Below are 13,923 nucleotides of genomic sequence, written 5' to 3'. Positions count from 1 at the left end.
GCGAAGTGCCCGAACCGCCTGTTGCGCCTGATAATGCGAAGGTCAGTGTTTTGATGCCGCAATTGTCTGCCGCTGTAGCATCCCACGATGTACCGGTGTGAGTGTATGTGCAATTCGCACCAGCACTTACATTCTGTGTTCCGCTTACAGCGCATATTATAACAGGATTTGTATTATCATTTACCTGTACATTAAAACTGCAATTGACCGAATTATTGGCAGAATCAGCGGCTGTCCATGTTACTGTTGTAATGCCTTTATTGAAGGTGATATTATTGAGCGAAGTGCCCGAACCGCCTGTTGCGCCTGATAATGCGAAGGTCAGTGTTTTGATGCCGCAATTGTCTGCCGCTGTAGCATCCCACGATGTACCGGTGTGAGTGTATGTGCAATTCGCACCAGCACTTACATTCTGTGTTCCGCTTACAGCGCATATTATAACAGGATTTGTATTATCATTTACCTGTACATTAAAACTGCAATTGACCGAATTATTGGCAGAATCAACGGCTGTCCATGTTACTGTTGTAGTGCCTTTGTTGAAGGTGATATTATTGAGCGAAGTTCCCAAACCGCCTGTTGCGCCTGATAATGCGAAAGTCAGTGTTTTGATGCCGCAATTGTCTGTCGCAGTAGCATCCCACGATGTGCCGGTGTGAGTGTATGTGCAATTCGCACCAGCACTTACATTCTGTGTTCCGCTTACAGCGCATATTATAACAGGATTTGTATTATCATTTACCTGTACATTAAAACTGCAATTGACCGAATTATTGGCAGAATCAACGGCTATCCATGTAACTGTTGTAGTGCCTTTATTGAAAGCTATATTATTGAGCGAAGTGCCCGAACCGCCTGTTGCGCCTGATAATGCGAAGGTCAGTGTTTTGATGCCGCAATTGTCGGTCGCTGTGGCATCCCACGATGTGCCGGTGTGAGTGTATGTGCAATTCGCACCAGCACTTACATTCTGTGTTTCGCTTACAGCGCATGTAATAGAAGGAGCAGTATTGTCATTTACCTGAACATTAAAACTGCAAGATGAAGAATTGCCTGAGAGGTCAGTTACAGTCCATGTTACAGTCGTAATTCCGTTGTTGAAGACCACGCCGGTTAACGATGACAATCCGTTTCCAATTGTGACGCCTGTTAAAGAATAAGTAATACTAACGCCCCCGCAATTATCATTATAATTCAGCGGATCAAATTCAGCGCCAACAGCTGTATAGGTGCATACTCCAACATTATTATTTCGCTGCTGATTTACAGGACAATTAATATACGGTGGTATATGGTCCAGTATAACCGTCATTATTCTATCATTATTGTTAACTAAGTATGTATCTGGCGTAGAGCTTCCGACTGAAGCCACATTCATAACCTCATCGCACTGATTCGTGCTCAAAGTCCCTCTGATAAAAATTGTATCACTTTCATTTACGCCCAGAATTCCAACATTGAATGAGCCTTGCCAGGCAGACCAGGGACCGGCAGAATCGGCAGCATATTCAGGTGAAGGAAATGCTGTGACATTATCAACAATAACCACATTAAAAGCGGTTCCCGGGCCATTATTTGTTGCAATAATTGAATACGTCAGAAGTTGCCCTGCAGCGGCAGTATCAGGGATAGCGGTTTTGATCACACTCATATCAGCCTGCCCTCCGCATAAAAGATAAATAGTAGCATTTGCACAAAGCGAAGGCACACCATTATCACATAATTTATAGGTTACATAATCGGGACCGGAAAAATTAGCCGGAGGAACATAGGTGCAGGTACCGTCCGCAAAAAACTGCATTGTACCACCTGCAGCAGTAGCAATCAGACTACCGGCAGCAGTATGAGGCCCACCCGGTAAAATTTTTACGCCATTCAGCGAAAGAGAATCCCCATCGGTATCATTATCATTTGCATAATAATCAATCAAAATCTGAGAATTTACAGGAATAAAACTAAAATCATCACCTGCAAAAGGGGCATTATTGGCCGAACCGTTTGTGTCCGGAATAACGTCAAAGCTCAGGATTGCCGAGCTGCATGCTGCAGGAATATCAGCATCACAAATGGTATATGTAAAAACGACTTCACCATGAAAATCATTGATTGGCGTAAATGTAAAAGTTCCATTGGGATTCAGCAACAGCGTTCCTGCGCCGGTGGTCGGATTGCCTGCCGAAGTCACGCCTCCCGAAATAACAGGTGTACTAAGCAAACCGGCAACCGGCAGGGTTCCGGGAATTCCGTCATGATCAACCATAAGTGAAGTTACCCCGAAATACTGTCCCTGAGGGTCCCCATCATTAATAAGAATATTCCCGATTACAGCTGCTCCATAGGAAACATATTCATCATTACTGGCGATTACGCTGTTCGACTGCTGCGGTAAAGGATTAACTGTTATTTGCAATACACCCTGATCAGTCACATTATAGAGGTAATCATGGTGAATCTGATACGGGATAGTCGTCTGACCGACAAAGGATGTTGCCGGATCAAAGCTGTAAGACCCATCATTGCTTATTGATAAAACACCGGCAAGGGTAATTCCGTCTATAGCGTAAACATTAAGATTCCCAGTCGTATGAAGGTTCCCGATGCTGTCAAAAAACCCATCAAAAACTACAGACAAGTTTTCAAAAGGATCGAAATCATTCGTCATCACCTGACCGGTGCAATTCACGTCCTGCCAGGTACTGTTCTGGTCATTCACTGCTTCAACCAAAGGCGGTGTATTCACATCGACTCTCACAATCGCCGTATCCGACAAGGTGGGCGCTAAAGAACACGTTGCAGGATTGATAACAAGATCATAAATGCGGTAAACTAACCAGTCGATTCCAAAAAAACCGGGATTCGGTTTGTATCTGATACTGCCATTCATCAGCACACTTGCAGTGCCGTGGACCGGTTGAATTGTTACTGCCGGATTTGTTAAACTCTGCCCATCAGGATCAAAATCATTATCCAGCACGCTGAAATAATCAGTCTGGTCCATATTCATGTCCTCCAAATCAGCGTTTGCAACCGGCACATTATTCGAAGGATTTACAACATTGATGGTAAGCGTAGCCGTTGAAAGACTTGTCATAGGAGGCGTTCCGTTATCGGTTACACTGTATGTAACTGTTACGGTTCCAAGAAATCCGGTAACCGGATCAAAAGTAATAGTACCATCATGGTTGTTAATCAATGTTCCGGCGCCTGAAGGTACAGGACCGGAAACTAAGCCGATACTTAGCACACCGCCTTCGGGGTCACTATCGTTATCGGTAAGATTCACAGTACTGGGATCACAAGGTAATATCGTCACCGTTTCAGAAACGGCCATTGGTCTTTGATTCGCAACAGTTATTATAACTTTTGCCGTATCACAAAGGTTACCCTGAACGCAGACATTAGGATCTGCCGGTTCGCACAAATTATAGATTAATGTGTCTTTACCCGTAAAGCCCCAGTACGGAGTATATATAATATTATTTCCTGAAACAGATGCGGAGCCATGGTTTGGAGGTGAATTTATTGAAGTGAACCATGGATTAGGACCATCAGGGTTCGCATCGTTACTTTGAACATCGATTACGTTATTAACGGAATTGGATAATACCGAAGGAAGATCCTGATTTGCCGAAGGTGGTGAGTTCCGCACTGTAACATTAACCTCAGCAGTATCTTTCAAATTTCCCGCGCCATTATCCTGCACAATGTATTTAAACTTACTGCTTCCCGTAAAGGCAGCATTCGCTGTAAAAACTATATTAAATCCAGAAATTACAGCAGTTCCCTGAGCTGAGGGAGGTGGATTTGCTATACTAACCAGGCTCAGAACATTGCCATCGGGGTCCCTGTCGTTATTCAGAACAGGAACAACCCTGATATTACCTGACAACACCGTAGCAGTATCAGAGTTGGCCATTGGCGCACGGTTTGGCGTAGCAGTGCACGGCAATGATGTAAAATATGTTACGGTGAGTTTTGGTCGGTTTCCTGACGTCGTATTTTCAGAAGTGCCAAAAGTCAAATCCTCAGATGAGCCACCTGCCTCTACTTGTTGAACCAGTAGCCCATAGTTTGGGAAGGTGCCGTTCACCCAGCCTTGCACTAAAGGTACAATTGAAAAATCTTTATATCCATTTACATTTTGAATCAAGGTGGTCGCTTCGGGAGCAGCAACAAATGTTCCCCCGGCTGTCGGTGCCCATGGCGTTGCATTAGAACGGTTACTCCATGTAACTCCTCCGGTACTGGCGGCGCCAGTTTCACTTCCTTCCGTCCAACTTTCGGTTACACGATGAACTCCAAATGTCAGAGCACTCAGACCCGCCGTCCTGTTGATTGAAAAGACCGCCGACTGTATCATTGCATCAGCAGGTATAGAAGATAATGTTGTAAACTGAAACAGGCCTCGCTCGCTTTCAGCTGCAAATGCAAGTTTCCCAATTTTAATCGTTGTACTTCCGCCGTAATTAAACATTTGCCGTGTCGAGAACTGATCTGCCATCGCATCTCTCACTGTAACATCTGCTGCTGCCGCATTTACAAATGTGGTTGTAATTGGAGAACCCCAACCGTAGGGTTTGTAATTGCCCGCTGTACATTCGTCATTTTTTATCCGCAGTATTACCCGCGCAGTATCGCAAAGTCCCTGCGAGTTGCAAATCTGATATATAAACAGGTCTGATGCATCGCCCGGTGCAGAAGGATAGTCTGCATTATTAACATAACTTATCGTATTGTCAATATTCAAACTTATCATGCCATGTGACGGTAGAGAAATAATGCTCATTGTCAAGGCTAGATTTCCCGGGTTCACATCATTTGCAAGCACATTGATTTTTGAAGGAATATCTTCATAGACTGTAAGAATATCTGTATTGGCAAAAGGTATAGCGGTGACACAACTGTAGTCATCAAGAGCAGCCGCATCAATCCTTACGTTAGCCGACCCTGCTGTGCGAACAATTTTAAGATAGCGTATTCCGCCTGACGGAAAAGCAAATCGCTGAACGGTAACAGGATTGACGAGACTGGTTGAAGCACTCGACAGTATGCTCCATGGCCCGGTATTGGATGCCGTAGCATATTGCACCTGAATCGTAACAGGACTTCCCGCCGTTTCGCTGGCAAAAAAAACAGCTACTGAATCATACGCTGATTTGATACTTCCAAAATCCATTACAAGTTCATCAAGAGAATTATTTATCAACGCATACGTTGCGGCATCCGTTTGCAGGTAATTTGAGTGTCCTTGTGCACCGGAAGCGCCGGTAATGCTGACTGAGCCAGTACTGGCATCTTTAACGGTATCATCCGTTACAATACTGAACAGTGAACCCGGGAAGCAGCCATTCACATCAGGACTGCCAACACCTACTGTAATTACAGCCGAACTGCACATATTGACAGGATAAGTGGTATCGCAAACAGTATAGGTAGCCCACGCTGTGCCGAAAAAATTAGTTGACGGATAAAATGTCACTGTTGTTCCGTTGGTGGTCCATGTGCCATTTGAACCATTTACAGCACTCACATGCAAAGGGTCTCCATCGGGGTCTGTATCATTATCCAACACCGGAACAACGACAAACGACCCGGGTTGGGCGCATTTCCCAACGATACTTGCATTGTCCGGATTGGGTACAGGCGCTCTGTCGCGCGGCAAGACGGTATAAGACGGCGAAGCAATAAATGATTCTCGACCGCAAATATCTCGGGCTTTAACCGACAATACTATCGGACAATCGGACGTAACAATCGGAGGATAATATACTGGACAGGCAGATGTTGATGTTTTCACGTTTGTATCTGTTGCGCTGAAGCTGCCACTGCTTACCGTCCACAGGTATGTGAAAGGCGCTGCCCCAACCGGTGAAGTTATCGTTGCCGTAAGCCGATAAGCTGCCGGAGGACTTGTAAATGATGCTGGAAGGACGGCGGTGTCGCCGGGAGCTTTAACCCAATTTATGGATACTACAAACGGTATCTTATCAAAAGTCTGAAGCAAGCAGAAATCGAAAAAAGCGCGTTGAGCTGCAACTGATCCGGTGGCGCCATTGTTTATATCATGTCCTCCTTCGTACATGACCAGACCTTTTGAATTATCGCCATATGCGCGGCCATAAACAATTACGGCTGCCGCATTCGAAAGATTGGGATTGAGAACAGGTACGTCTGCCTGACTTGGATCGTAGGCTAAAATTTTGGTTGTAGGACGCCAGACACTTGCAGACTGCGGGATAAATATTTGCTCCGAGCCATTCAATTGAGCATTATCGGTACTTCCGATATACTGGGCACATGGATCCGAAAACAGACAATGAGTATACGGAACAGAACCATTTGATTGCGAACCAAATGGGATAAGACCATTTGTGGTCAGAAAATTAGTTCTTATATAGTTAGGATTGGAAGAAGGAAGTCCATTTGTAAGATTTTCGAGTACACTGGTTGCATGACATCCCAGCCAAATAGAACCTTTTGAGTTCGTATTCCAATAATACAAATTGCTGTGTACTGCCCATGTAGGGTCAGCATGCGGCATTACGTAAAGATCATTACAATTATTAAGCTGTGCCGGGGTTTTCCAGTTAAAGGCATTTGGGAAGGCTGTATTTGTTATGCCTGCATTGGCCAAAAATTCCTCAGCAATGTCACCATTCTGTGCGTCAAGAGTCCATGTCGGGACTGCCGTTAGGATATACGTGCTGTTAACCTGAAATGTGCTTGTGGTATATGCGCCAACCACACCTGATGCCATCCAACTTGAGATTTTTGCACTCACTGCAACGGATATATATTCTTTCAGAATAATGAAACTGCCGCCTTTGTAGGCTACGCCGTTGTAAATAAAATCGGTTCCGTCTTTTGGTTTACCCTGTCCAATAACACGGATAACCGGGACTGAATGATTTCTAATAAGATCATAAATCAATCCATAAGGTTTAAGCCCGTTTGCAATGGTCTGAGGGTTGGTTGCCCCCATATTTATAAGAAACGATCCCGGCTTAACTGTTATCAGCTGGGCTGAAGCCTTCTGGCTAAACAAGGCATACCCAAGCATCAAGCCAAAAACTATAAGGCATTTTTTTATCATGATTCAACAATTAGAAACTGTTTAGATTTTATTTGATTAGTATTTTGCTGAACACTGTTTTGTCACTGCTGATAGTTCTCACCAAATAGTATCCGGCAGGCATATTTGATATATCAACATCAACGAGCCTGTTATCAATGACTTCATTTAAGATAATCTGACCAAGAGGGTTTGTTATAATAAAAGACAGATCATCCACATCAAACATTATCGAGAACTTTCCGTTACTCGGATTTGGAAAAATGCAGGTGTTATTTTTACTGCATTCTGCCGAAACAGGATTGGAATATTTGTATTGTCCATTATAATCGGTTTGTTTCAGCCGGTAGTAGGAAATTCCATCTTTCGGATTTTCATCAGTTGCATTATACTTCCGGAGCTCGGCGCTATTCCCTGCCCCCTTTACATTTTCTAAAAACTCCCATGTAAATGCATTATAACTTCGTTCAATTGTAAAAAAATCATTGTCTGTTTCGGTAGCGGTACTCCACTCAATATTCACGCTTTGATTATCGCAATAGGCAGTAAATGAAAGCAAGTCAACAGGCAATGGGTTGAGATTCGACGATTTTGAGCCAAACGTAAAAGGACTGTACGAATTCACTTTTGACACCGTAGAAATAGAGCCGGCCTGATTAGAGCCACCACAGCAACCGCTTGTAGTTATCGCATCATTATTGTTTTCCCAGGCTGTACCATTCCAATGGGCAATTCGCAAGTCGCCGGTAGAGCAATTATATATCCCGCTTCTGATGGCATCCTCCCAGCATAAAGTCACTTTCACTTCTCCTGCACCTGTTCGGTCGAGCGTCCAGTATTCCACAGTGCTGACATGATTAAGTGCTCCGATTGTTGATACAGAACTTGTGTTGGTATATGCCGTGGAATGGTACTGAGCAGTAAACGTTGCAATATCGGTAGGTGTATCTATTTTGAGACGTGCCCACTTTGAATTATTGCCAATCGGAAATTCAAATGCCGGTGAACTTACGCCTCCGGTTTTGTGCACAGGACCATCAACAAAACTTGTTGCCGTACCTCCATTTGAAGTTGCAGCAGTTCCAAATGTAAGCGAGCCTGTACTTGTACAGTTAACTATTCCGTGAATGAAAGCAGCAGAATTAGTAACTTCCAAACCATCGGATATATGGATAACCGGCGCTGTTGAAGAACTGTTATTAAAAGTGACATTATAAAACCTGCCTCCTCCGGTTAAAATATTTTGAGCAGCAATGCCATTAAAACAAACATTACCGCTATTATGGGAAAATGTACCGCTGTTTGAAAAATCGCCTCCAATATACAGAGTACCGGATGTTGCAATAAGCTCACCTTCGCTGATGGTGATATTCTTAAACGACACATTATGGCTGCCGAAACAAAGCGCTCCGCCCCCTGCTTTCGTCAGATTATAGTCAGCTCCTTCAATTACGCCACCGATAATAATCGATTTTGATAAAACAGTTATCCGGCAATTTGCGTTCAACACTACGTTACCATTACCAAGGTTGAGATTATTGCTTTGCCCGCAGGTGAAGTCGCCATTCCACACTTGAGGGTAGTTTACAGTAGTAACTGAACCACCAGATGTATTGTCAATAGTGCCTCCATATATAGAGAGCATGCCCGATATACTTCCCAGTGCCCGTGAGCTGTTTATATTAAGTGTGCCTTCATGAAGTGAAGTGCCTCCTGAATATGTATTGACACCAGAAAGCGCCCATGTTCCTGTTCCGGTTTTAACTACGGCAGTCATCATGGAGGTTGAGTTATCGATAATTGAATTGCATATCTGGTTTCCGTCGGTGTTGCTGCCTTTAAGAATTAGGTTTTTACTGCCGGCTCCGCTTGCCGCGAAGGCAGATAAAAAAACCAGTGCTCCGGTACCCGATGCATCAATCACACAATCGCCGGTTCCGTTGGACAGGTCGATTATTCTATCTGTTGATTCTCCCGAACCTGTGTATCTCAATTCACAGGGAACATTCCAATCTGAACGGCCTAAGGTAATCGTCCCGTTTTCAACAGTCGTTGGAGCTCCGAGACTGCTGCCTGCCACCCCATTCAATATTTTATTTAAGGAGTTAACTACCACGACACCGGCCTGTATCATTGTCTTCCCGGTATAGGTATTGGCACCCTGCAGCCTTAATATTCCTGAATTTCCACCTTTACGCAATGAACCTGATCCGGAAATTATTCCGGAAATATTCGTATTGCCATCTCCTTCAATATATAATGGTGTTGAGCCTGTAACAATAGCATTTGTGGCACTTAGATTCAGTGTTCCTCCGGATTCTGATTGAATCCTAACATCTGTAAGACCTGATAACGAAATTGATCCACCCCATGAGTTGTCACCACTCTGGTTGTTGAGCGCTCCCATGGCGCCGACTCCAATGCCGCTGAGTGATAATGCTTCTGCACCGACATTAATATTGTTATTCAATTTGAGACTGGCGCCATTATTAACTAAAGTACCACTAACGGTGGTACCCAGTGCGTTTGAATTTCGGATATCCAAAATACCCTCAGCAATGGTTGTGGTGCCATTGTAAGAATTGCTTCCGGAAAGTACAAGTGTTCCCGAACCATTTTTTACTAAGCCGGTTGCCACACCGCTTATTACACCTGAAATTGTCAACTCACCGGAAACGGTAATTGAAGAGCTTGCAGGCATAACCACTGCACAGGCTATTGTGACAGTCCCCGAAACATTTCCAATCGCAACTCCGGTATTCCCAACAATAGTAAGGAACCCGTTGCCTGAAATTGTCCCACCGGCAATATCTGTAATTGATTTGCAAATTCCGTTTGAACTCCCGATAACAGGATAAGCTGATAATCCGGCAGGTATAGTAATAACGGTAGTAGCTGAAGGAACGCATCCGCCCGACCAGTTTGAGGGCGTATTCCAGTCTGAGCCGACACCAAGCCATGCCTGATTTGAACAAGGATTTGACGCTATCGTGATTTTTCCGTTGGTTGTGGGTGAAAAATAGGTTGTGTTGATATTCGTGGCACCGGAGCCGGTTCCGCCCCAGGTTCCCGGACTTTGATAAATTCCTTCGAATGAAAGCGTATTCGCACTACTATTGGTACTGTTGGGGAATTTTGCAATCGCTGAACCGCTGATGTAAAGTCCACCTGAAATCGCAGTAACAGCGGAAAATGTTTTTGTGCCGTTGCCACTCAAAACTAAGTTGCCGTAGTTTTCCGCAGCAACAGTCTGATTGCCTCCTGAGTATTTAATAATGCTCGTTGCGCCAAATATTTTGGTCAGGGACGTGCCGGACACCATACCGGATGTACCCGTAAGATTTAACGTGGCATTATCCAGTACTTCAAAAGTTTTTGATGAAGCCAGCCCCATGGCGAACCCGCCGTTATTCAGAGTGCCGGATTGAATTCTGAGATTGCCGGTTACATTGGTTGCACTAATGGCAGCACCCAATGTTGCTCCGGCGCTGCTTGTGTTATTAACGGATAAATTGCCATAATTGAGCAGTATTGCATTTGATGTGCCGCCGGTGCCGCTGTTTGCCAGACTTAAAGGAATAGTCTGACCCGTAACGGATGAATTATAATTGAATGTTGAACTATTTAATGTCAGCACTACATGAGACGTTTTTAAGGAAACAGAACTGCTAATGATGATTGGATCCGGGCCGCCATTAAGATTGATGGTTGAACCCGCTGCTGTATTAAAATAGATTTTCCTGCTCCCTGCAGACCCGGCCCCTGTCTGTATCATATTAATCTTACTGAGCGAAAGAGCACATGGTGAGTTGATATTCACAGTCGGGATATTAGCTTTTGCACTTCCCTGATCATTATTATAAATATTGAGGTCTCCTGCAATATCGAGTTCTGAAACATTTATTGTTAGTGTGTTTGTGCTGCCGTCGTTTGAAACAAGTCCGGAAACTCCCGCATTTACTGTACCGGCATTCAGTTTACCGGCACCGCTGATAGTGCATGCGGTGTTTGTTGCTCCGGCATAAGCCATCAAAGTAACTGCGCCCGTCACTGAAAGAGTGATTCCGGAATTTACTGTCATTCCACAAGATGCACCGGTAAATGTGATGGATGCGCATGTTGTTGTAACATTCGCGGCCAGATTTACAGCATTTGGAATAACAATAAAATCACCTGCTGCAGGCACGCCTGCTGGGCTCCAGGTTGAGGAGGAGCTCCAGTTCCCGGAGGAGGCAGTTTTAGTTGTTTGCCCGGTTGCCGTAATCATCATGCAAATACCTAGTATCAGCAATGTGGTGACTGAAATAATCTGCTTTAGTAATTTTGTTTTCATTTTATTTGTTTTTACTATTCTATTTTTATTGGCTGGTATCAGCGTTCACGATTGATTCAGTGCGACCATAATTTTATCAATGTGTGATTCATTATTTACTTCAATTTCGCCTGACAGGCATACGACCTATAATTGCGTGAAAAGAATTAACCATAGTCCGACTGAATGAATACAAGAAAACTACAACAGCCCAATCAGAGCAATAATTGAAATTATTATCACGACCGTAAATATTTTCGGCCATAAGCAATTTGCGTCTTTACAAAAAACTTTCTCGTAATAATTCTCATCCAGAAAACAAATTTTATTGTCAATGCGGATATATCGTCTTTCCCGCTGCATTAAAGAAGTACTGTGATTATTTTTCGGACGTTCCATCGTGAAAATATTTGTTATGTCATACAACGATTTATAACTATCCTAATGAAAATTGAGATGTAGATTTGTGCCAAATACATAATAATATCAAAAACTATATATTAATTTCATGATAAAAATTATCACAAAATATACCAAGTTTGCTTAAACCTGTTTTATAACTATTTAGCTATTGATAAAATAGAATTTTGTCCTGTTTTGAAAATTTCTATTCCCAATTATAACCAATTATAAAAGGTAAATTAACAATATACAGGACAAAAAGATATTAAGACATCTGGCCTTTTGAAGGAAATGTACAGCATGAAAAATTCAGAAAAACTCAGGAAGGCACATCAAAGCGCACAGAGTCTTTCATTTTTTGTGAAAGGAAAATACTTGACGTTTTAGTTTTAAGGAATAATCGTAAATTCGATTACACTTAAAAAATCGCAGGAGCATATGGTTTTTACGGTAGTGCCTGCGGGCAGCCATAATGGGAACTCATTACCGACACAGGTGTAGAGTGCCGAATAACCGGTGGTCACACCCTTGAGCACATAATAAATATTCCCGTTAACCATAAAGGGTGAATGGTAATCATTGCCAGTACAAGTAGTGTAATTCGTATTACTCGTAAGAAACGTGTTTGCTTTCCAGTACGATTCAACTTTCCAAACTTTGCCAACAGGCACCGTAAGCTGAGTACTGCTCACCAGTAAAACCTGACTGAACTGAAGGCTCTGAGCTTTGACATCAGTAATCGTGAGAAAGAGGGCAATAATAGTCAACCCGTACAGAAGGTATTTTTTCATTTTTTAAGGAGTTACTTTAATGAATTCAATAATAGTTATCGGCAGCCTTATATACCAAGGGCTCGTTGATGTAGCGCCAGCAGAATATACTGTAGAACTACTGGTATGACCCACATTTGCGATAATCTGCGTACCTGCGCTCAGCCACACAGTCCCTGAAGGCGTGGTGGCAACCCAATTCGACCCATTATATTCGTATTTATACAAGTAGCCACGTTCCGTTTGAGTGTCTATAAAATAAACGCTGGAAAAGGTTCTCGTACATCCACCGCTGTATCCGCAATCACCATAAAAGCAGTTTCCCGTTACTCCGGCAGGGCCAACTGATTCTATCTTCCAAACACAATTTGCAGGCACCGTAACTGTTGTTCCGTTTTGTCCAGAAGATGTATAACCGTTACATGAAGTAATACTCGCTACAAATACCGTGTCGATAACTCTGTTGAATCGAAGGCCGTATCCCTGTGCTTCAACAAACAAAGGCAACGCAAGTAAAACCAGAAAAAATACCTTTTTTATCATGGTGTATTCAAATTAAATTCAATAATACTCAAACTTGTTTTCACGCTGGTTTGCGAGCCATCCGTATAACGATAGCCTGTATTACGCGGGCTTATGTTAACATACAGCGATGTACCGGCACGCAACCATACGGGCATATTGGCAGCCTGTTCACCATAAGAGCCACTCAGCAAATACGCATAACGTTTAAGTGTTGCCCGTGTTCCATCATCCATGCACAATGCCCAGATTGTATTATTCGAGGTACTGCTGCTATATGAGCAACTGTTATAAAGATATGTACCGCCATAATATTCCAGAGGGCCAATAGATTCTATTTTCCACACTTTACCTGCCGGAACAGTCACACTCGTTGAACTGATACCGGTGGTTGTGATATCCGTACAAGAAGTCACCGAAACCGATAATGAAGTGTCGATTACACGATTAAATTGCAGGTTATACCCCTGCCCCGCCACATTCTGGGCGGCTGCCATCAACAAAAGGATGGAAACGGTTTTTGTAAGTGTTTTGATCATGATATTTCTATTTTTTTTAGTAAAACTCGTAGCAAATATAAATAAACAATGCTTAACGGGCAAATGACCTTTACAGGGTTCTTACCGGTTATTCGTTTATACTGCTTCTACTCCCGTGATGAAATCATGTAACCACGATTGCTTTGATATAATTTGTTTTTCACGAAACTCAAGCCATTCTCAATGCAATATCCCGCCCTGCATATTCAGCATGGAGGACGCCACTCAGCCTGAATTCTCAGGAAGGCGAAATTGTAATGGTGACGTTTAAATAATTAACTACCCGTTAATTATTATCCATCTCTT

The 13,923-nt window shown here is 43.2% G+C and carries 5 protein-coding genes; all 5 read right to left on the bottom strand.

The annotated features are described in order from the left end of the window. Positions 1-7,093: Ig-like domain-containing protein (locus WCM76_04520; protein ID MEI6764882.1), on the bottom strand; the 7,093-nt coding region annotated here is incomplete at its 3' end. 28 nt (positions 7,094-7,121) lie between these two features. Continuing rightward, positions 7,122-11,405: an autotransporter-associated beta strand repeat-containing protein gene (locus WCM76_04515; GenBank protein MEI6764881.1), complete on the bottom strand. Its 4,284-nt coding sequence runs from the start codon at positions 11,403-11,405 to the stop codon at positions 7,122-7,124. Positions 11,406-12,175: 770 nt separating this feature from the next. Next, positions 12,176-12,577, bottom strand: a complete 402-nt coding sequence (locus WCM76_04510; protein ID MEI6764880.1) for a hypothetical protein — start codon at positions 12,575-12,577, stop codon at positions 12,176-12,178. Between the two features lie 3 nt (positions 12,578-12,580). Beyond that, on the bottom strand, positions 12,581-13,099 hold the full coding sequence (locus tag WCM76_04505; GenBank protein ID MEI6764879.1) for a hypothetical protein: 519 nt from the start codon (positions 13,097-13,099) through the stop codon (positions 12,581-12,583). Further along, positions 13,096-13,617: a hypothetical protein gene (locus WCM76_04500; GenBank protein MEI6764878.1), complete on the bottom strand. Its 522-nt coding sequence runs from the start codon at positions 13,615-13,617 to the stop codon at positions 13,096-13,098. Before WCM76_04500 ends, WCM76_04505 begins: the two co-directional genes overlap by 4 nt. Positions 13,618-13,923: the final 306 nt, after the last annotated feature.

The organism is Bacteroidota bacterium, from assembly GCA_037133915.1.
In the GTDB taxonomy this organism is placed as follows: Bacteria; Bacteroidota; Bacteroidia; order Bacteroidales; family CAIWKO01; genus JBAXND01.
The sequence above is the reverse complement of the archived record's forward strand: the minus strand, read 5'-3'. Positions and strand labels throughout refer to the sequence as shown.